At 70.1% G+C, this 19932-nt stretch carries 20 protein-coding genes and 1 pseudogene; 8 read left to right on the plus strand and 13 right to left on the minus strand.

Features of this window, described 5'->3' with window-relative positions; all coding sequences use genetic code 11:
- Window position 1 precedes the first annotated feature (1 nt).
- Genes ABD188_RS00510 through ABD188_RS00520 form a run of 3 tightly spaced genes read left to right on the plus strand, consistent with a single transcriptional unit; the run spans window position 2 to window position 3188 of the window.
- Window positions 2-898, plus strand: coding sequence for a carbohydrate ABC transporter permease (locus tag ABD188_RS00510; protein ID WP_425561309.1), 897 nt, complete (start codon window positions 2-4; stop codon window positions 896-898).
- Complete coding sequence (locus ABD188_RS00515) at window positions 895-2850, plus strand: glycoside hydrolase family 127 protein (RefSeq protein WP_344057479.1); 1956 nt, start codon at window positions 895-897, stop codon at window positions 2848-2850. Before ABD188_RS00510 ends, ABD188_RS00515 begins: the two co-directional genes overlap by 4 nt.
- Window positions 2847-3188 (plus strand): DUF2834 domain-containing protein, encoded by a 342-nt coding sequence (locus ABD188_RS00520; protein WP_344057481.1) that lies wholly within the window; start codon window positions 2847-2849, stop codon window positions 3186-3188. The genes ABD188_RS00515 and ABD188_RS00520 overlap by 4 nt, the downstream gene beginning before the upstream one ends.
- Before the next feature lie 9 nt (window positions 3189-3197).
- Here the strand turns inward: ABD188_RS00520 and ABD188_RS00525 are convergent, their stop codons facing one another.
- Both ABD188_RS00525 and ABD188_RS00530 read right to left on the minus strand, forming a co-directional pair.
- Window positions 3198-3416 carry a hypothetical protein gene (locus ABD188_RS00525; RefSeq protein ID WP_344057483.1) on the minus strand — a complete coding sequence of 73 codons (219 nt, stop codon included), beginning with the start codon at window positions 3414-3416 and terminating at the stop codon, window positions 3198-3200.
- 81 nt (window positions 3417-3497) lie between these two features.
- Window positions 3498-4856 carry a pyridoxal phosphate-dependent decarboxylase family protein gene (locus tag ABD188_RS00530; protein ID WP_344066778.1) on the minus strand — a complete coding sequence of 453 codons (1359 nt, stop codon included), beginning with the start codon at window positions 4854-4856 and terminating at the stop codon, window positions 3498-3500.
- A gap of 160 nt (window positions 4857-5016) precedes the next feature.
- Between ABD188_RS00530 and ABD188_RS00535 the strand changes: the two genes are divergently transcribed.
- Complete coding sequence (locus ABD188_RS00535) at window positions 5017-5370, plus strand: YidH family protein (RefSeq protein ID WP_344057485.1); 354 nt, start codon at window positions 5017-5019, stop codon at window positions 5368-5370.
- On the plus strand, window positions 5367-5711 hold the full coding sequence (locus ABD188_RS00540; protein WP_344057487.1) for a DUF202 domain-containing protein: 345 nt from the start codon (window positions 5367-5369) through the stop codon (window positions 5709-5711). Before ABD188_RS00535 ends, ABD188_RS00540 begins: the two co-directional genes overlap by 4 nt.
- Before the next feature lie 162 nt (window positions 5712-5873).
- Here the strand turns inward: ABD188_RS00540 and ABD188_RS00545 are convergent.
- Window positions 5874-6116 (minus strand): annotated as a pseudogene (locus tag ABD188_RS00545) (rhamnose ABC transporter substrate-binding protein); the annotation flags it as partial.
- Between the two features lie 53 nt (window positions 6117-6169).
- On the opposite strand from ABD188_RS00545, the gene ABD188_RS00550 reads away from it, so the two are divergent.
- Together ABD188_RS00550 and ABD188_RS00555 are read left to right on the plus strand one after the other, a co-directional pair.
- Window positions 6170-6721, plus strand: a complete 552-nt coding sequence (locus ABD188_RS00550) for a ribonuclease H family protein (RefSeq protein ID WP_344057489.1) — start codon at window positions 6170-6172, stop codon at window positions 6719-6721.
- A 230-nt stretch (window positions 6722-6951) separates the two neighbouring features.
- Window positions 6952-7356: a DUF7144 family membrane protein gene (locus ABD188_RS00555; protein ID WP_344057491.1), complete on the plus strand. Its 405-nt coding sequence runs from the start codon at window positions 6952-6954 to the stop codon at window positions 7354-7356.
- A 133-nt stretch (window positions 7357-7489) separates the two neighbouring features.
- On the opposite strand, the gene msuE is transcribed toward ABD188_RS00555, so the two are convergent.
- Window positions 7490-8122, minus strand: coding sequence for an FMN reductase (gene msuE / locus ABD188_RS00560; protein ID WP_344057493.1), 633 nt, complete (start codon window positions 8120-8122; stop codon window positions 7490-7492).
- A gap of 164 nt (window positions 8123-8286) precedes the next feature.
- Here msuE and ABD188_RS00565 point away from each other — a divergent pair, with 164 nt between their 5' ends.
- Window positions 8287-8643 carry a carboxymuconolactone decarboxylase family protein gene (locus tag ABD188_RS00565; protein WP_344057495.1) on the plus strand — a complete coding sequence of 119 codons (357 nt, stop codon included), beginning with the start codon at window positions 8287-8289 and terminating at the stop codon, window positions 8641-8643.
- Between the two features lie 151 nt (window positions 8644-8794).
- Here ABD188_RS00565 and ABD188_RS00570 read toward each other — a convergent pair whose 3' ends face one another.
- The 9 genes from ABD188_RS00570 to ABD188_RS00610 form a co-directional block, all read right to left on the minus strand.
- A complete protein-coding gene (locus tag ABD188_RS00570; RefSeq protein WP_344057497.1) occupies window positions 8795-10141 on the minus strand; it encodes an FAD-binding oxidoreductase in 1347 nt (448 codons plus the stop codon).
- Window positions 10138-11142 carry a ketopantoate reductase family protein gene (locus tag ABD188_RS00575; RefSeq protein ID WP_344057499.1) on the minus strand — a complete coding sequence of 335 codons (1005 nt, stop codon included), beginning with the start codon at window positions 11140-11142 and terminating at the stop codon, window positions 10138-10140. The genes ABD188_RS00570 and ABD188_RS00575 overlap by 4 nt, the downstream gene beginning before the upstream one ends.
- Entirely contained in the window at window positions 11139-12755 is a 1617-nt protein-coding gene (locus ABD188_RS00580; RefSeq protein WP_344057501.1) for a dipeptide ABC transporter ATP-binding protein, read from the minus strand. The genes ABD188_RS00575 and ABD188_RS00580 overlap by 4 nt, the downstream gene beginning before the upstream one ends.
- On the minus strand, window positions 12752-13675 hold the full coding sequence (locus tag ABD188_RS00585; protein ID WP_344057503.1) for an ABC transporter permease: 924 nt from the start codon (window positions 13673-13675) through the stop codon (window positions 12752-12754). Before ABD188_RS00585 ends, ABD188_RS00580 begins: the two co-directional genes overlap by 4 nt.
- Window positions 13672-14628, minus strand: a complete 957-nt coding sequence (locus tag ABD188_RS00590; RefSeq protein WP_344057505.1) for an ABC transporter permease — start codon at window positions 14626-14628, stop codon at window positions 13672-13674. The genes ABD188_RS00585 and ABD188_RS00590 overlap by 4 nt, the downstream gene beginning before the upstream one ends.
- A 5-nt stretch (window positions 14629-14633) precedes the next feature.
- Window positions 14634-16301, minus strand: coding sequence for an ABC transporter substrate-binding protein (locus ABD188_RS00595; protein WP_344057507.1), 1668 nt, complete (start codon window positions 16299-16301; stop codon window positions 14634-14636).
- A gap of 123 nt (window positions 16302-16424) precedes the next feature.
- Window positions 16425-17582, minus strand: coding sequence for an acyl-CoA dehydrogenase family protein (locus ABD188_RS00600; protein WP_344057509.1), 1158 nt, complete (start codon window positions 17580-17582; stop codon window positions 16425-16427).
- Window positions 17579-18721 (minus strand): LLM class flavin-dependent oxidoreductase, encoded by a 1143-nt coding sequence (locus ABD188_RS00605; protein WP_344057510.1) that lies wholly within the window; start codon window positions 18719-18721, stop codon window positions 17579-17581. The genes ABD188_RS00600 and ABD188_RS00605 overlap by 4 nt, the downstream gene beginning before the upstream one ends.
- Window positions 18718-19599, minus strand: coding sequence for a sulfurtransferase (locus tag ABD188_RS00610; protein WP_344057511.1), 882 nt, complete (start codon window positions 19597-19599; stop codon window positions 18718-18720). Before ABD188_RS00610 ends, ABD188_RS00605 begins: the two co-directional genes overlap by 4 nt.
- Window positions 19600-19932 lie beyond the last annotated feature (333 nt).

Genomic DNA, 19932 nt, shown 5'->3' on the forward strand with positions numbered 1-19932 from the left:
CGTGACCTCGAACAGCACCCTCACTCCCACCGACGTCCTGCGCGTCGCATCGACAGCGGCCGGTCACCGCCGGTCCCCCGGCATGCGGATCGTGCTCGGCATCCCGTACTGGGTTTTCACCACCGCCCTCGCGGTGATCTTCCTGTATCCGCTCATCTGGACGACGATCACGTCGGTACAGCCGCGCGCGGGCACGAGCCAGACCGATCGCTGGGGCTTCGGCAACTACGTCGCCCTCGCCGACTACCAGGCGGGCATCTGGGTGTACCTGGCGAACTCACTGTTCGTCTCGCTGCTGACGGTGCTTCTCACATTGGTGGTCTCGCTGCTCGGCGGCTACGCGTTCGCTCGGTTCTCGTTCCCGGGCAAGAACCTGCTGTTCCTCACGACCCTCGCGATCCTCATGGTCCCCTACGCCACGCTGCTCATCCCGCTCTACGTGATCCTCAACGCGGTCGGTCTCAGCAACTCCCTGGTGGGTGTCGCGATCGTGCTCGCCATGTTCCAGCTGCCGTTCGCGATGTTCATGATGCGCATCTCGTTCGAGTCCGTTCCGCGCGAGCTCGACGAAGCCGCGATGGTCGACGGATGCTCGAGCTTCGGCGCCCTGTGGAGGGTGCTGCTGCCGGCGGTCAAGCCGGGACTCATCACGGTGGGGCTCTTCGCGTTCCTCGCGGCGTGGAACGACTTCCTCGCGCCCCTCATCCTGATCACCGACACGAACAAGATGACGCTCCCCCTCGCGGTTGCGAACCTGCGCGTACAGGTGCAGGGGGTCATCGACTACGGCGCGACCGAGGCCGGCGTGGTCGTGCTCGCAGTGCCGTGCATCGTGCTGTTCCTCGTTCTGCAGCGGCACTATGTCCGCGGTTTCATGTCCGGCGCTTTCAAGGGATGACGATGACTTCGACCACCACACCGGCGACCCCCGTGGTTCCCGCGGGCGGCCGCTTGCGGCCCCTCGGACTCGACGAGGTCCGGATCACCGACGGATTCTGGGCTCAGCGTCAGCGCGTGAACGGCACGGCGACGCTGGCGCACATCGAGCACCGGCTCGAGTCCGAGGGCTGGATCGGCAACTTCGATCGCGCCGCCGACGGCACGCTGCCCGAGGGCCGCCGCGGACGGGAGTTCTCGGACTCCGAGATCTACAAGTACCTCGAGGCAGCGGCCTGGGAGATCGGACGCACGGGCGAAGATGCGCTCGAGACCCGGTTCCGAGCGGTCGTCGACCGTGTTGCGCGAGCGCAGGAGCCGGATGGTTATCTGAGCACCCGATTCGGGCGGCCGGGGCAGGAGCCGCGCTGGTCGCACCTCGAGTGGGGACACGAGCTGTACTGTCTCGGCCACCTGTTCCAGGCAGCCGTGGCCCGATACCGCACCCGCCCCGACGCAGACGACGGCCTCATCCAGGTGGCACGGCGGGCCGCCGACCTGGTGTGCGAGGTCTTCGGCGAGGGCGGGAACGAGTCGATCTGCGGTCACGCCGAGGTCGAAGTCGGACTCGCCGAGCTCGGTCGGGCGCTGGATGAGCCGCGCTACACGCGGCAGGCGCAGCTGTTCATCGAGCGTCACGGGAAGCACAGCCTCGCCGACATCGAGTTCGGCCGGTCCTACTTCCAGGACGACATCCCGGTCCGCGATGCGACGATCCTCCGCGGCCACGCGGTCCGCGCGAACTATCTCTCGGCCGGGGCCGCCGACGTCGCCGTCGACACGGGCGACACCGAGCTGCTCGCAGCTCTTCAGGTCCAGTGGCAGAACACGATCGCGCGCCGCACCTACATCACCGGTGGCCAGGGCTCGCACCACCAGGACGAGGCGTTCGGCGAGGACTGGGAGCTGCCGCCGGACCGTGCCTACTCCGAGACGTGCGCCGGCATCGGCTCGATCATGTTCGCATGGCGGCTGCTGCTCGCCGACGGAGATCCGCAGTACGCCGACCTGATCGAGCGGACGCTGTACAACGTCGTGGCGACCTCGCCGAACGACGACGGCCGTGCGTTCTACTACGCGAACACCCTGCACCAGCGCGTACCGGGCACACCGGCCGAGCCCGACGAGACCTCGCCGCGGGCGTCATCGTCGCTGCGCGCGCCGTGGTTCGAGGTCTCGTGCTGCCCACCCAACGTCGCGCGCACGCTGGCGAGCCTCGACGCCTACGTCGCGACGGCCGACGAGTTCGGCGTCCAGGTGCACCAGTATGCGTCTGCCACGATCCGCACCACGCTCGAGGACGGGCGTGCGGTGGCATTCGACATGTCGACGCACTACCCCGAAGACGGCGTCGTCCGCATCTCGATCGTGGACGATGCACCGGGCGAGTGGACCCTCGGCCTGCGCGTGCCGGCGTGGGCCCACGGGGCAAGCGTGCGAGTGACGAGCGCCGGCGAGACGGACACGCGGGATGCCGCGCCCGGCCGGTTCGATGTCACCAGGGCCTTCCGCGCCGGCGACGTGGTCGAGCTGCACCTGCCCGTGACGCCCAGGATCACGTGGCCCGATCCCCGCATCGACGCGATCCGCGGCTGCGTAGCCGTCGAGCGGGGGCCGGAGGTTCTCGCCCTGGAGTCGACGGATCTCGCACCGCTCGGAGTCGACGATGTCGGCCAGATCGTCATCGTGCCCAGCGCTCCGCCGAGCGATGCGAACGGACAGGTCTCCGCGACGCTTCGGGTGCGCACCTCGCCCTCGACCGAGTGGCCCTACGGCGACGCCGACGCGTCGACGGCGGGCGCCGACATCCCGATCCCCCTTGTGCCGTACCACTCGTGGGCCAACCGCGGTCCCTCGACGATGCGCGTCTGGATCCCGACGAGTCAGCCCGGAGCGCGCACAATCGAGTCATGACACGGCACTGGAGTCCACTCGCGTTCGTCTACCTCGGTCTCGCGATCGCCGGCTTGATCGGCACGTGGTGGTTCAACGTGATCGCGATCATCCAGCTGCGCGACTATGTCGGCGATCTCGTGACCAGCGGCGCGGCCGTGTCGTCGTTCACGATCGATCTTCTCGTCGCCGCGATCGCCGGGAGCATCTTCATCATCGTCGAGGCGAGGCGGCTGCGGATGCGGTTCGGCTGGCTCTACGTCGTGGGTGCCGCGATCACGGCTTTCGCGTTCACGTTCCCGCTGTTCCTCTCGATGCGGCAACGGCGGCTGACCGAGCTCGCCCGAGCGGAGGAGTGACGCCGCGCGTCACAGCGCGGCGATGCGAGTCTTCAGCTGCTCGAGCGTATCGGCCGGCAGCTGGCCGCCCGCCATCTTGAGCACGGCCGCGGCCGGCATCCCCTTGGCGAATCCGATCATCGGGTGATCCGGCAGCTCCGGGACGAGCTCGACGATGATCGCGCGCGCGTCCGGATCGTCGAGGAGCGTTCCCAGGGTCGTCGTCTCGAGGTCGAATCTGCCCGCCATGTGCGCTCCTTAGTGCATTGCCGGCGACACCCCCTGGGCGGCGCCGATGGTCCAGGATGTCAGACTTGCGCGGCGTGACGATCACGCCAGCGTGTCGAGGATGTCGACCAGCCTGTCGTACGTCGTGAGCGGGCTGATGATCGCGAAGCGCAGCACGGTCTCGCCGCGGTGCGAGCTCGGCACGACGAAGGCCACCTGGTCTTCGAGCAGGCCGTCCGACCACCGCTGATAGTCGGCCGGCGTCCAGCCCTCACGCCGGAAGACCACGACGGAAAGCTGCGGATCGCGCACCAGCGACAGTCCAGCGCGCGCCGTGATCTCGTCGGCGATCTGCTGCGCGAGGGTGATCCCGTGGTCGATCGCCGCGCGGTAGAGGTCGGTGCCGTGGGTGGCGAGCGAGAACCACAGCGGCAGGCCGCGGGCGCGGCGAGTCAGCTGGATGCCGAGATCCGACGGGTTCCAGTCGGCCGTCTCGGTGAGCGTGTCGAGGTACTCGGCCTTCTGGGTGTGCGCGAGCTTCGCCCCGGCCGGATCGCGGTAGATGAGGGCGCAGGCGTCGAACGGGGCGAAGAGCCACTTGTGCGGGTCGACGATCAGCGAATCGGCGAGCTCGACTCCGGCGAACGCCGGACGCATCCGTGGCACGAGCATGGCCGCGAGGCCGTATGCGCCGTCGATGTGCAGCCAGACCTCCCGCGCCTTCGTCTCGGCGGCGATCGAGGCGATGTCGTCGACGATCCCGAAGTTCGTGGTACCGCCTGTGGCGACAACCGCGAACACGGCTTCGGCGTTCTCATCGAGCGCGCGTGCGACGGCGCCGCCGTGCAGGCGTCCGTCGTCGCCGGGCGGTGCGGCGACGACGTCGACATCCATCACGGCCGCCGCGGACGTGATCGACGAGTGCGCCTCCGCGCTGCAGACGACGGCCCACCGCGCAGGGTCGGGTCTGCCCGCCTCGCGATTGCGCCGGCGTGCGGCATCCCGTGCCGTCACGAGCGCCGAGAGATTGCCGATCGTGCCGCCCTGCATGAAGACGCCGCCGGCGCCCGCCGGAAGGCCGAACTCGGCCGCAAGCCAGTGCAGCACCTCGTTCTCTGCGAAGACGGCGCCCGAACCCTCCATCCACGAACCGCCGTAGATCGACGACGCCGACACGACGAGGTCGAACGCGATGGCGGCCTTCGTGGGAGCCGAGGGGATGAACGACAGGTAGCCGGGGTGGTCGGTCGTCACGCACGCCGGTGCGAGGACGTTCTCGAACAGGGATGTCGCGCGTCGCGCCCCTATGCCCGCCGCCGTGATCGAGCCCGCCGCCAGGCGCGACAGGTCTCGTGGAGTCAGGGGCTTGTCGAGCGGGATGTCCTCCCAGACGGCTCGCCTGCGGGCATAGTCGAGCACCTCGTCGACGGTCGCCTTCGTCTCGGGCGAGATGGCGTGCATGCGGTCGGGTTCCTGCGCCGGCGAGCCGGGGGTTCGGGGCGGAGCCCCGTCGGGCACATCTGCGGTCACGGCCCCTCCTTGCGTCACTCCACGGTATCGGGCGCGGTGAGAGAATCAACCACCGGCGGCCTCGGCCGCACCGTCGACGCGAGGCTTGCCGATGACCCGCTTCCCCCGATCCGTGTACGAACGCGGCACCGAACCGGACGTCCGGTTCAGCCTGGCGAACGAGCGGACCTTCCTCGCGTGGATCCGCACCGGCCTGGCGCTGCTCGCCGGCGGCGTGGCGCTCGAGGTGCTCGGACTCGATCTGCACCCGGAGCTGCGGTTCGCGGCATCCCTCGTGCTGGTCATCGCGGGAGTCTTCACGCCGGCGCTGGCGTGGGCCAACCGGATGCGCACCGAACGTGCCATGCGAGAGGGGATGCCGCTGCCCGCTTCGCTGCTGGGTCCGATGCTCGTCGTCACCGTGACGCTCGCGGGTGCGCTCGTGCTGCTCGCCGTGATCCTGTGACGCAGCTGTCGCCGCGCGACCCCGGCCTGCAGCCCGAACGCACCGAGCTCGCATGGCGCCGCACGGCCCTCGCCCTCGCGGTCGGATCGCTCATCTCGCTGCGGCTGTTTCCCGAAGCACTCGGCGACCCGCTCTGGGCGATTCCCGGACTCGCCGGGCTGGTCGCCGCCGGCGCACTGTGGATGACCGCCCGCCGGCGATACCGGCAGACCGAGGCCGCTGTCACTGAGCCGGATGTCGCGCTGCCCGATGCCCGGGCCCTGATCGGCCTCGCGGCTGTCGCGCTGGCCGTCGGCGTGGTGGGGTTGGGTGCGGTGCTGGTCGCCGCTGTCGTTGGCTGACCCCGGTCGTTGAGCGAGCGAAGCGAGACGAAACGCCGACAACCCGGCGATCCGGTCAGGTTCGGCGCGTTTCGTCACTTCGACTCGCTTCGCTCGCTCAGTACGGCGCTCGGTGGCACGAAAGCGCCCGGTCCGCCGAAGCGGACCGGGTGCCTCAGCTCGTCAGCCGAAGTTGAAGTCGCCGATGTTGTCCTTGTCGAACACGTACGGGTCGCCGAGCAGCACGATGTTGTCGGCCCCGACCGTGTACGAGCCGAGCTTCCCACCGTCGAACTCGTCGCCCTCAGCGCCGGTGATGTCACCTTCGATGAGCGCCTTCGCCGCGTAGGAGGCCAGGTAACCGACATCAGCCGGGTTCCATAGCGCGAACGACGTGACCGTTCCGTCGTTGACGTAGTCGGGCATCGACGCGGTCCCGCTGAACCGGAACCTTCACGCGGCGCGTTAGCCTTGCGGCCGTGGCTGAACCTCTCCCCTACATCGTCGCGACCGACGGCGCGTGCCAAGGCAACCCCGGTCCGGCGGGCTGGGCGTGGGTCGCCGAGGACGGGCACTGGGCTGCGGGCTCAGTGCCGCAGGGCACCAACAACATCGGCGAGCTGCTCGGTCTGCTGCGCGCGATCACCGACCATCCGGAAGTCGAGAACCTGGTCGTGCAGGCGGACTCGATGTACGCGATCAACACGTATCGCACGTGGATGGACGGCCACCGGCGGCGGGGCTGGAAGACATCGACGGGTCAGCCCACGAAGAACCGCGACCTGCTCGAGGAGCTGATCGTGGCCCGCGACTCGCGACGCGCGGCAGGTCTGCCGGATGTCGTGCTCGAGCACGTGCGCGGACACTCCGGCCACCGGCTGAACTCGTGGGCGGATGAGCGCGCGGTCCGCGCCGCGACGCATGCCGCGAAGGGCCTCACCAGCGCGTGGTCGTCGCACTTCGGCCAGGAGCGCCTCGATGTGACGGTCGCGCCGTCCGGTGGGGAGGACCGCCCCACGCGCAAGCGGTGAGGGAAGCCGCTCGCCCCCGCTCCTCGCGAGAGCACATGTATTCGGCGAGGCGACACCTGCCGGTGCGCCACGATGCGTCGGCTCGCCGAGAGCATGTGTTCTCGCGGATGACGGCGGGTGCCCGGTTTGGCGGATCATCCGCGTGGGGTGATTCGGCTCGGTGAAAGCAGGGCCAGACTCGGCCTTGCCGCGGCGAACTCGCACGCCGCCCGATAGGAAGGTTCCCCCACATGACCGACACCACCGTGACCGGCTGGGCAGGCTGGGGCGTTTTCGCCTCGGTGCTGCTGCTCATCGCCGGCGTCTTCGACCTGGTCTTCGGCTTCGCAGCCATCATCGGGCCCGATTCCACACTCGTGATCACCGAACAAGGGCTGTTCGCGGTCAACGTGGCCTCGTGGGGATGGTGGCACATCCTCTCCGGTATCGTGCTGATCCTCGTGGCCGGTGCGCTGTACCGGGGGATGACGTGGGCTCGCGTCGTCGCGATCATCCTCGTGATCCTCAACGCGGTCGGCCAGCTGACACTCCTCGGCGCGCAGCCGTGGCTGTCGCTGATCATCCTGACGATCGACATCCTGATCATCTACGCGCTGACCGTCCACGGGCGCGAGCTGAAGGCGCGAAACGGCTGACACGCCGAACGACGTTGGGCGGGGGTCTGCGGATCCCCGCCCATCGTTGTTCTTCGGCGCTGGCAGACGGTCGTTCAGCTCCCCCATCCGCCCTTCGACAGGCTCAGGGACCGATGCTTGCGCCAGCCGGCTGCTACCAGGTCGAGACGTACGGCGACACGCGCTGCAGGGCGGCCTGCTCGACCAGCGGCAGGCCGCGGTTAACGGCCTGCTCGATGCGCTGGTGGATCGCTCCGTCATCGCGCAGGCGGTATCCGTCGAAGTCCGACGTGCTGGCGTAGACGCCCAGCGGAAGGGTCAGCGCCTGGAAGAAGCCGAAGAGCGGCCGGAGCTGGTGCTCGATGATGAGCGCGTGGCGCTCGCCGCCGCCGGTCGCCGCCACGAGGACGGGTTGACCCACCAGCGCGTACTGACCGACGAAGTCGAAGAGGTGCTTGAACAGACCGGTGAACGAGGCCCGATAGACGGGAGTGGCGACCACGAGGAGATCGGCGGTCTCGATGTCGACCAGGGCATCCTCGACGTACGCGGGCAGGTCCTCGCGGCGCAGCGCGCCGGCGAGCGACGGCCCGAGGTCGGTGAGCTCGATGAGCCGGGAGTCGATCTCGGTGTGGCCGGCAACCGCCTCGATGATGGCGGCCACCAGAGCGGTCGTCTTGCTCGGCTCGTGAAGCGAGCCCGAGACGCCGACGACGCGCAGTGGACGCGGGGTGCCGTCTTCGGTCCCGGGTACCACAGGAGCGAGTCGTTCGGTGTCGATGGTCATGAAGCGACCATAGGCCGACGGCGACATGCGTCGTCGGGGCGGCCGCAATGCGGCGACACACGAGCGTCACGGCGCGTAATGACGGCCGCGGCCTCTCGCGGCGAGGCTAGCGTGGCAAGTCCGTACCGGGCACTCCGCCCTCGGGGTGAAAGGGCACAGTGACCATGGGCGACTTCTTCGACCGCGAGGGCGACCGCGCGTACAACCGCGTGTACAAGGCTGAGACGCCCGACATCCTGCGCGCCTGGGTCGACTTCGACAGTGCCGTGTTCGCCTCGCAAGGACGCGACATCCCGCTGAAGTTCCGTGAGCTGATCGCCCTCGCCGTCGGCATCACGACGCAGTGCACCTACTGCATCGACTCGCACGCGCAGAAGGCTGTCAGGGCCGGGGCCAGCGAGGCCGAGCTCGCCGAGACCGCGTGGGTGGCGACCGCGATCCGTGCCGGCGGCGGGTTCGCGCACGGCAGGCTCGCGTTCAAGCTGGCCGAGGATGCCATCGTGCCGGTGCACCAGCACTGACGCGGGCTCGCGAGGACGATCCAGGCCGAACCCACGCGTTTGGACCCAGCCCATGCGTTCGGCTCGGTCGAACGGGTGGGTTCGATGCGAATGAGCGGGTTCGGGACGGAGCGGAGCGGTGGCGCACCGCTCCTCGATCGGCACGGACGAACTAGAGGCTGCTGCCGGGGTTCAGGATGCCGCGCGGGTCGAACAGGTCGCGGATACGGGTCTGCAGGGCATGGACGTCGGCCCCGAGCTCTCGCGCCGCCCACTCGCGCTTGAGGCGTCCGACGCCGTGCTCGGCCGTGATCGTGCCTCCGAGTTCGAGCGCCAGCGCGAAGATGCGGTCGGCCGCGCGCTGGGCCGCCGCCGGAATCGGCGCGCCCGCAGGCTCGGACTCGGTCACGATGATCGGGTGGAGGTTGCCGTCTCCGGCATGCCCGAACACGAAGATCCGCACGTTCTCCTCTTCGGCGATCGCACGGATGCGACGCACCGCCTCGGCGAGCCGCGAGCGGGGCACGGCGACGTCCTCGATGAGCGGGCGCCCGATGGCCTCGAGCGCCGGCAGGGCGCGCCGGCGCGCGAAGAGCAGACGATCGGATGCTGCGGCATCCGTCGCCGTCTCCACCAGTGCCGCGAACGGCGCGAGCGCCGCGGCGATCACCGCGAGCTCCTCCTCCGCGCCGAAACCATCCGTCTGCACCAGCAGGAAGGCCTCACCACGGACGCGCAGGTCGGTGCCCTCGACGGCGTCGATCGCGCCGAGTGTCTGTCCGTCGACGATCTCGAGCACCGCCGGCCGCGCACCCGAGCGGGTGATCGCCGAGACGGCGTGAGCTGCGGTCTCGATGTCGCTGAAGTAGGCCGAGAGGGTGGCGGTCCGTGCCGGCCGCGGCAGCAGACGCACGGTGGCGCCGACGATCACGCCGAGGGTTCCCTCCGAGCCGGTGAAGAGTCCGACGAGGTCGTAACCTGTCACGCCCTTGATCGTGTCGCGCCCGACGTGCACCTGCGTGCCGTCGGCGAGCACCACGTCCAGCGCGAGCACATGGTCTCGCGTGACGCCGTACTTCGCGCCGCGCAGCCCGCCGGCGTTGGTCGCGATGTTGCCGCCGATCGTGGAGATGCTGACGCTCCCCGGGTCGGGTGCGTACATCAGGCCGTGCGCGGCCGCGGCCGCATCGAGGTCGGCGGTGATGACGCCGGGCTCGACGCGTGCCAGCTGCTCGTCGGGATCGATGGCGAGGATACGGTCCAGACCGGACAGATCGAGCACCACGGCACCGTCCACTCCCGCTGCAGCGCCGGCGAGGCCGGACCCGCCGCCCCGGGCGATCACGGATGTGCCGGTCGCGTTCGCCCAGGCGAGCACATCCCTCACGTCGCCGACATCTCGAGCCCGCACGACCCCGCGGGGAGGAGCGGCACCCGGCCAGCCCGACCGGTCGGTCGTCGCGGAGAGGAGTGCGGCGGCATCCGTGTCGACGAGCGCGGGCAGCTCGACCAGGGTCATGCGCGCACCGCGGAGCGGGTGCGGGCCGGCACACCGGAGGCGAACTCCGGAGGGAGGCCGACCTCGCCGGGTCGGCCGCCGCGAGCGGCGAGCGCGCCGAGCTCGCGCGCCACTGCAGCGTTCAGGGGGGCCTCGAGCTCGTGCCGGCGGGCGATGAGCGCGATCTCGCCGCTCAGGTAGTCGACCTCGCTGGACGACCCGCGCGCGAAGCTCTGCCACGTCGACAGATGCCCGGGTTCGTGTCCTGGAACATCGCCGATGATGAGCGGCGACGCGTCGCGCGAGGGCGGCGCCACCGTGAGCCCGGCGTCGGCGAAGACGGTGCGCGCTTCATCCGCCAGCAGTCGCTCGGCGAGCTCGGCGTCCTCGAGCGTCGCGGAGAACACGCCGACGACGTTCCGCAGGTTGCCGATGAGCTTGCGGCGCTTGGCGGCCGCGATGTCGGGCTCGATGTACGCCCCGAACAGTGCACTCGCGAACGCCGCCCGGTGGCGCTCCTCCTCGCTCGGCAGGGATGCGGGGTACCCGCCGATCCACGCGACCCCGATCACCGGCCGCGCCGGGGAGACGATCACCCCGGGTTCGAGATGGCTCGCCGGAATGCCGATCGAGACTCCGATCACCCGGTCGAACCGCCGCAGGGCGATGTCTTCGGCGGCGAGGCCGTTCTGCAGGGTGAGGATCGGCAGATCCGCGACGACGCCGCGACCGTCGTCCAGCGGCACCCAGGCGATCGTGGCGATCGCCGCTTCTGCGTCCTGCGACTTCACCGCCAGCACAACGGTGTCCGACAGCGTCGGCCGTGCCTCGGCGATCGAGCCGACGACATCCACCTCGACCACGTCGTCGCCCTCGGGGCGCCGCACCCGCACTCCGTCGCGCGCGATCACCTCGAGCGCCTCGCCACGGGCGACCAGCACGGCGGGCACGCGCGCGAGGGTCCACTGGGCGGCGAGCAGGGCGCCTACGGCGCCCGCTCCGATCACGATGTAACGGCTCATGCGACGGCCACTCTCAGCGCTCGGCCGGGCACGGCGGCGAGCAGCTCCTTCGTGTAGTCATGCGATGGCGCGGCGAGGATGCGCTCGGCGGGTCCCTGTTCGACGACCTTGCCGCGACGGACGACGGCGACGTCATGCGCCACCTGGGCCACGACGCCGAGGTCGTGCGAGACGAGCACGTAGCCGACGCCGAGGTCAGTCTGGAGGCGCGCCAGCAGGCGCAGCACCTGGTCCTGCACCGACACGTCGAGGGCCGACACGGGCTCGTCGAGGTAGATCAGCTCGGGCTCGATCGCGAGCGCCCGGGCGATCGCCACGCGCTGGCGCTGCCCGCCCGAGAGCTCGTCGGGTCGCCGGGTCGCGGCATCCGACGGCAGTCCCACCAGGTCGAGCAGCTCTGCGACCCGGGCGCGCCGAGAGGTTCGATTGCCGATCCCGAAGGCGACGAGCGGCTCGGCGACGCTGCGGCCGACCGCGAACCGCGGGTCGAGAGACGAGAACGGATTCTGCTGCACGAGCTGGAAACGACGCCGCAGCGGACGTGCCGCCCGGCGGCTGAGCGTCGAGATGGGCACGCCGTCGAACACCACTCGACCGCTGGTCGGCGCCTCGACACCGAGCGCGATACGCAGCAGGGTCGTCTTGCCCGAGCCGGATTCGCCGACGATCGCCAGTGTGCGGCCGGCCCGCGCCTCGAGTGTGACCCCGTCCACGGCGCGGAGCGTCGTGTGCGCCCCTCCCGCGGGAAGCGCGAAGTCCTTGGTGACGTCCTCCCAGCGCACCAGCACGGCCGTGTCGCCCGAGGTCGGCGGCGGTGGCACGGGGGTCGTCAGACCCGGCGCGGCCGCGACCAGACTGCGGGTGTACTCGGTCCGCGGGGCGGCGAGCACCTCGAGCGACGGGCCGTGCTCCACGACCTTGCCCTCCCGCATCACGACGACCCGGTCCGCGCGGTCGGCGGCGACGCCGAGGTCGTGCGTGATGATCACGAGCGCGATCCCCCGCTCGCGTACGAGGCGGTCGAGATGGTCGAGGATGCGGCGCTGCACGGTGACGTCGAGTGCGCTCGTCGGCTCGTCGGCGACGATCACATCCGGCTGGCCGGCCAGCGCGATCGCGATGAGCACGCGCTGGCGGAGTCCGCCCGACAGCTCGTGCGGATACTGCCTGGCCCGGGCGACCGGATCTTCGATGCCCGCCTGCTCGAGCACCTCGATCACGGCGGCGTCGACGAGTGGCCGCGGAACCCCGCGCAGCTTGACCGCTTCGCCGACCTGATGCCCGATACGCTGCGTCGGGTTGAGCGAAACAGTAGGATCCTGCGGGACGAGACCCGCGACGCGCCCGCGGATGCCGCGAGCCACCTTCTCGCTCGCCCCGGCCAGTTCCACCCCGGCCACTTTCGCCGAACCGCCCACGACGTGCCCGACGTGCGGGAGCAGGCCGACGAGTGCCAGCGCCGCGGTGCTCTTGCCGGATCCGGACTCGCCGACGATCGCGACGCGTTCGCCCGGGCTCACCGTGAGGTCGATCCCGCGGAGCGCGTGCGATGTGCGGCCGTCGCGGCGGTAGTCGACCTCGAGGCCCCGGATGTCGATGAGCGGCTCGGTCATCGCTGCACCTCCTCGAGGCTCTTCGCCAGGTGGTTGAGGCTGAGCACGACCGCGGCGACGAACAGGCCGGGCAGCAGCGAGACCCACGGCGCAGTGATCAGATAGTTGCGGCCGTTCGAGATGAGCGTGCCCCACTCCGCGGCGGGAGGAGCCGCGCCGAAGCCCAGGAAGCTGAGCGCGGCCACGGCGAGGATCGCGGCGCCGAAGTCGAGCACCGCCAGCACGGCGACGGGGCCCCACGAGTTCGGCAGGATGTGGGTGAAGAGGATCCTCCCCCACGATGCGCCGCCGGTGCGCGCAGCCTCGATGTAGGGCAGCGTCTTCACGCGCAGCACTTCGGCGCGCGTGGTTCGGGCGAAGCCGGGGATGATGCCCACGCCCACCGCGATGGCGACGGGCAGGGTGCCGAACCCGAGCGCGGTGACGATGGCGAGCGCCAGCAGCAGGCCCGGGATGGCGAGGAAGACGTCCACGACGCGCATGGTTGCCGCATCCACTGTCCCGCCGATGAATCCGGCGAGGACGCCGAGCGCGAGTCCGCATACGAGGGCGATGCCGATCGCGAGGACGGTGGCGGCGATGGTCAGGGTTGAGCCGTGCACGACCCGGGAGTACAGGTCGCGGCCGAGCTCGTCGGTGCCGAACCAGTGCGAGACGGTCGGCGGCTGCAGTCGTTCGACAGGCGCGGTCGAGGTCGGGTCGTAGGTCGCGAACAACTGGGGCGCCACCGCGGTCAGCAGCGCGAACGCAACGATCGCGAGGGCGAAGATCACCCCCGGGCGTCGCAGCAGTGCGAGTGCGGGGCTGCCCGCGCGACGCTCGCGACGAACGGGCGGTGCGGATGCCGCAGTCGCGGTTGCGGCATCCGCCGGACTTTCCGGGGTCTCCCGTGCGACGGGCTTCTCGAGCAGATCGGTCATGCGCGTGTCACCTTCGGGGTTCGGGCGATGCGGGGATCGAGCAGGGGGTACAGCAGGTCGACGACGAGGTTCACGATCACGAACGCCGCCGCCGCGAGCACGACGATCGCCTGCACGACGGGGAAGTCCTGCTGCAGCACGGACTCCTGTGCGAGACGTCCGACGCCGTTGCGCGAGAACACGGTCTCGACGACGATCGAGCCCGTCACGGTCGCACCGACGAGCAGGCCGAGGATCGTGAGCGTCGGCAGCGCCGCGTTGCGGAAGGCGTGGCGCAGCTGTACGTCGAACCTGCTGAGTCCCTTCGCGCGCGCGGTCGTGATGTACGCCTCGCCCAACGTGTCGTCGAAGGACCGCGTCAGCACCTGCGCCAGCACGGCCGCGGTCGGAATCGCCATCGTGACTGCCGGAAGCACGTAGCTCTGCCAGCCCTCGCTGCCCATCGCCGGGAACCAGCCGAGCGTGAACGCGAACACCTGGATGAGGAGCAGTCCGATCCAGAAGTTCGGAACGCTGACCCCCACGGCGGGCACTCGGCGCAGCAGGTTCGAGACCCGCCCGCGGGGCAGCCACGTCGCGATCAGGGCGATCGCGACGCCGAAGACGAGTGCGAGGACGACCGCCACCACGCTCAGTGCGAGGGTCGAGGGAAGGCGCTGCGCGAGCAGTTCGGTGACCGGGATCCCCTTGGCGAAGGAGGTTCCGAAGTCGCCGCGCAGCGCCGCCCCGAGCATGCCGAAGTACTGCTCCCAGAGGGGCCGGTCGAGCCCGAGCCGGGCCGCCGCGACCTCTCTCTCCTGGGCCGTGAGCGAGTCGACCTCGATGTTGTTGGCCGACAGCATCAGGGCGACGGGATCGCCCGGCAGCAGGTAGAGGATCGCGAAGGTGACCGTGTAGGCCGCCCACAGCACAAGCACCGCTTGGCCGATCCTCCGGAGCACGTACTTCGACATGAGAGCTACTCCCCGCTCTTCCAGATGTCGTAGTACGACAGGAAGGACTCACTGGTGAAGCGGAATCCGTGCACGTCCGAGGCCGTGGCAGCGAGCTGCACCCGCTCGAAGATGGGGAACGAGATCCCGTCCGAGATGAGGAGCTCCTGCAGCTCGGCGTAGTAGTCCGCGCGAGCTTCGGGATCGGTCTCCTGCACCCCGTTGTCGAACAGCTGCTGCACCGTCTTGGCGGTCTCGGCTTCCTGCGCGTTCGCGGCGAACGCCTTCGACCCGGCAACCCGCTCATCGAGGATCCACGCCAGCACACCGGGATCGGCGCGCGTGTAGTACGTCGCGAGCAGGTCGTACTTGCCCTCGGCGGTGATCGTCGCCCGGTCGGCCGGCTGGTATACCGACAGCACGAGCTGGATGCCGACCTGCTTGAGCTGGTCCTGCAGCAGCACATCGCCCGGCGTCTCGGCCGTGATGGGGGCCACGAGGCTCAGCGTCTCGCCGTCGCGAGTGCGGTAGTCGGCGCCGTCCTCCAGTACCCACCCGGCGTCGTCGAGGATCTCGCCGGCGCGCTCGGGGTCGTAGGCGAGAGCATCCGCCTGGCTGACGAAGAACGGGGTCGTCGTGTCGAACGCACCCTGGACGACCGGGTAGTCCTCGCCGTAGATCGTCGCCGCATACGTCTCGCGGTCGATCGCGATCTGCAGCGCGTCACGCACCGCCTTCTCGGCGAGGATGTGACCCTCGCTCACATTCGGGTAGTAGGCGGATGACGGTCCCGGCAGCGATCGGCTCTCGATGGTCGCCCCCGACGACGTCAGCAGCGCCGAGTCCTCGGGTGTGAACGGGGCACGCGGCCACGCGATGTCGCTCGCGCCGCTTGCCAGGTTGCCGACGCGCACGCTGTCTTCGGCCACGTAGTTGATGTGCACCGCGTCGAGGTATGCCTCACCCTGGTGGTCGTTCAGCTCGCTCGCCCAGTTGTAGCCGTCCCGCTTCGACAGGTCGATGCCGTCGCCGGGCGTGTACTGGTCGAGCACGAACGAACCAGAGCCCACGACATCCCCGAGGCAGCGTTCTTCGGGCGTCGCGTCATACGACGATGCGGCGAGGATCGCCAGGTTGGTCGTCGACGTTCCCTGCAGGAAGGCGGCGTTCGGGGTGGCGAAGTGGACTTCGACCGTGTCGCTGTCAACGGCCGTCGCCGAGTCGAGTCCCGCGATGTAGACGCCGCCGTACGCACCGGGCACCGCCTCGAGCGTGTCCTTCGCGCTCTGGAGCGCCAGCACGACGGAGTCGGCGGTGAACGGGGTGCCGTCGCTGAACGTGACGTCGTCACGCAGATTGAAGGTGTAGGTGAGGGCGTCGCCGCTGATCTCCCAGTCCGTTGCGAGCCAGGGAACGATCTCGCCGGTCTCGGGGTTCTGGTCGGTCAGCGAGTCCGCGACGTTCCGGATCACCTGGCGGTGCTCGATCCAATAGGTCTGGAACGGATCGACGCACGCGAAGGCGGCGTTGTCCGGCCAGAACTCGATCGTCAGCTCGCCTCCGGCGACCGGGTCGTTCTCCGGCGCCGCAGACGAAGACGGGCTTCCGCCGGTGGCGCACCCCGCCATCATGACGACGGATGCCGCGGCCAGCGCGGCGAGCGCAGGGGTTCGGTATCGGTGGGTCGTACGCATGGTGGGTGGTGCCTCTCTGTTGGGTCGTGCTGTTCGGTGTTGCGGATCAACGGTGGTTGAGCGACATTTCGACTCGCTTCGCCCGCTCAGTGCGGGACTACGCGAGACGAAACGCGCTCGGGGTCAGGAAAGAAGAAGGGCCCGGCCGGCCGCGACGATCGCCGCGTCATCCTGCGGCGGGTGCGGCCGGGCGCAGAGCACGTCGCGCAGGTGCCGCTCGAACGGCAGGCTGCGGGTGAGTCCGGGATTGCCGATCGCTGCGACGAGACCCTGCACCGCGTCGATCGCGCTCCGCGAGGTGAGGAGCTTCACAAGACCGAGTGATGCGGCATCCGAGCGACCGTCGTCGACCTGCGCGGCCACCGCGCTGATGACGAGCTCCGCCTGCACGATCTGCGCCTGCGCCTCGCCCGCGACGGATTGGATGCGCTCCAGCGTCGCGATCGGACGCCCGAGCGAGGACGGCACGCGGTTGCGTGTGAACTCGACGAATGCCTTGAGCGCCGCCTTCGCGACGCCGACGTAGAGCGCGGGCACGGCGACGGCGAAGGCCCCGAGGGCCCCGCCGTTGTTCGGCACCGTTCCCACGGGCGCGCCGTTGAAGTTCTCGAACGGAACGCGCACGTCGTCGTAGATGACGTCGTGGGTGGAGCTCGCGCGCATGCCGAGGTGATCCCACGTGCGCTCGATCCGGATGCCGGCGGAGTCGCCCGGAACGATCACGTGACCCACCCGCTGGTCGGCCTCATCCGTGACGACCCACACCAGGTGGTACGCCAGACCTTCCGAACCCGTGGCGAAGCCCTTGTGCCCCGAGACCGACCAGCCGTCGGCCGTGCGCCGGGCGACGGTCGCGGGGAGCCCGCCACGGGCCGGGGCGCCGAGCTCAGGTTCCGCGCGGATCGCGTTGATCAGCTGCGGGCGTTCGGCCGAGTCGCGGAGGACGGTGCGGTACAGCTCCTCGGGCCAGAACGGTGCCGCCGACTGCAGCGCGTGCTGCACGACGGTCATCGCGGTGATGAGCGCCACCGACGGGTCGCCCTCGCCGAGCGCGAGGAAGATGTCGGCGGTCTCGCGCGCCGACACGCCCTGCCCGCCGTAGCGGGCGCCGACGGAGGCTGTGAGCAGACCCGCTTCGTGCACCGCGGTGATGCCGGGCCACGGGAATGAGGCGTCTCGATCGTGCTTCGGCGCGCGCTCGGCGAGTTCGTTCCTCACCGCCGCGAGCGTCTCGGCGTCTCGACGGGGACGAGCGATGCCCACGGCCTCCGCCGTGCTCACGCGCGAACGCCTTCGACGATCGGGGGCTGCGGCACGACCTCGCCCCGGATGCCGGTGGCCTCGCGGTGCGCGAGCTCCTGGCGGACGAGGGGCAGCACGTAGCGGCCGTAATCGATCGCGTCGTTGAGGTTGTCGTAGCCGCGGATCGAGATCAGGTCGGCGCCGAGGTCGACGTAGTCGAGGATCGCCGCCGCGACGGTCTCGTAGCTGCCGACGAGCGCCGTCGAGGCGCCTCCGGCGTTCGTGACCTCGGCGGGCTTGGTCCACAGGGCGCGGTCGTGGATCTCACCGCGGGCCGCGGCATCCAGCAGTCGCTGCGAGCCGACATTCTGCGGAGCGCCCTTGCCCGCGCGGAAGGGCACCAGACCGGCGTTCGCGTACGTCTCCGCGACCTTCGCGATATGGCGGTGCGCCTTCTCCCAGGCGAGCTCGTCGGTCTCGGCCACGATCGGGCGGAACGTCACCCAGGTGCGCGGCGTGTCATCGCGACCTGCGTCGCGCGCAGCTTCGGCGACACGGTTGATCTGGTCGCGCGTATCGGCGAGCGGCTCCCCCCACAGCCCGAAGATATCGCCGACTGCGCCACCGACGCGGTAGGCGGCATCCGAGGATCCCCCGACCGAGATCGGGATCGGCGAGTACGGGCGGAAACCGGGGCCGAAGTCGTCGAACCGGTAGTAGCGGCCCTCGTGGCTGAAGGGGGCGTCTTCGGTCCACGCCCGGCGGACGATGCGGATCCACTCCTCCGAACGGTCGTATCGCTCGTCCTTCGAGAGGTAGTCGCCGTGGCGCGCCTGCTCGGCATCGCTGCCACCGGAGATGATGTGAACGACCGCGCGGCCGTCCGAGACTTGGTCGAGCGTCGCCAGCTGCTGCGCCGCCACTGTCGGATACGCCGTGTTCGGACGTACGGCGACGATCGGCTTGATGCGCTCGGTCGCCGCGGTGACGGCCGTGGCGACGACGAACGAGTCGGCCGACGCGCTGCCGTACGGCACCAGCGTGTAGTCGAACCCGGCGTCTTCGAGCGTGCGCGCGTAGCGCTTGAGGTAGGCGGGATCGAGCGGACGGCCGCCACGCTGGGGGTTGAGCTCGTCGCCCTCCCGCACGTTGATCGCGCTGATGAACTCGACGGTCATGACTGCTCCTTCTCGAGGACGCCGGCCGTGGCCGCGTCATCCGGGTGAGGTCCCGTGGCGACGGGACGATCGGGGTGGTTCGACCACTGGCTCCACGAGCCGGGGTACAGCTGCGGCTCGAAGCCGGCGAGCGCGAGTGCGACGTACGCGTGGGATGCGGTGATGCCCGACCCGCAATACACTCCGACGGGCTCATCCGCTGTGGCACCGGCATCCTCGAACCGCCGTCGCAGCTCTTCGGAGTCGAGGAAGCGGCCGGCGGAATCGACGTTGCCCGTCGTCGGCAGGTTGCGTGCGCCGGGGATGTGCCCGGCGCGAGGGTCGATCGGCTCGGCGTCGCCCAGGTAGCGCTCCGGCGCCCGGACGTCGAGCACCACGCCGTCTTCGGCGAGCTCCGCCACTGCGTCGATGGAGAGCGCCGCCAGGTGGCCGCGCGACAGTTCCACGCCCCCGAGGGCGGGCACGACGTCTCCGTCTTCGAGCGGGTGGCCGGCATCCGTCCACCCGCGCAGCGAGCCGTCGAGGATGCGGACATGCGGGATGCCGGCATCCGTCAGCAGCCACCATGCGCGCGCCGCGGACAGCGACTTGAGGTCGTCGTAGACGACCACGCCGTCTCCGGGGTCGATGCCCCACCGCTGCGCGGCCGTCTGAAGCCGTTCGAGAGAAGGCAGCGGATGACGCCCGTCACCGGGTTCGCCGTGCTCGGCCAGCTCGTTGTCGAGGTCGACGTAGACAGCACCGGGGATGTGGCCCGCCAGGTACTCCGGCCGGCCATCGGGGCGGTCCAGGCGCCAGCGCACGTCGAGGATCCGGACGCGCTCGCCCGCGTCCAAGCGCTGGGCGAGCTCGGCGGGCGAGATGAGGATGTCGGACACGATTCTCCTGTGTTCGGGGTCGGCGGAGGGAGGCCCCGCGCACGGTCGTGCGGGGCGAGAAGAGGGGGACGCGGCGGTGCTCAGCCCGCGACGGGCATGAGAGAGCGACCGCGCATTCGCGCGACCAGACAGGCGGATGCCGCGGTCACAGCAACGCCACCCGCGAGGGGTGCGAGGTCCGCTGCGCCGGTCATGTCGTCATCCTGCCTGTCGGTGGTGTGAGGCCAGACTACGGACGATCGGCACGCCGTTTCAGGCTCGGCCGCGGTTTGTGTCGGAACGTGTCGTCGTGAGACGAAGCGTGTCATCCTCGGCGCGCACGGCGAGGTGCTC

The organism is Microbacterium pumilum, assembly GCF_039530225.1.
GTDB classification, from domain to species: Bacteria; Actinomycetota; Actinomycetes; order Actinomycetales; family Microbacteriaceae; genus Microbacterium; species Microbacterium pumilum.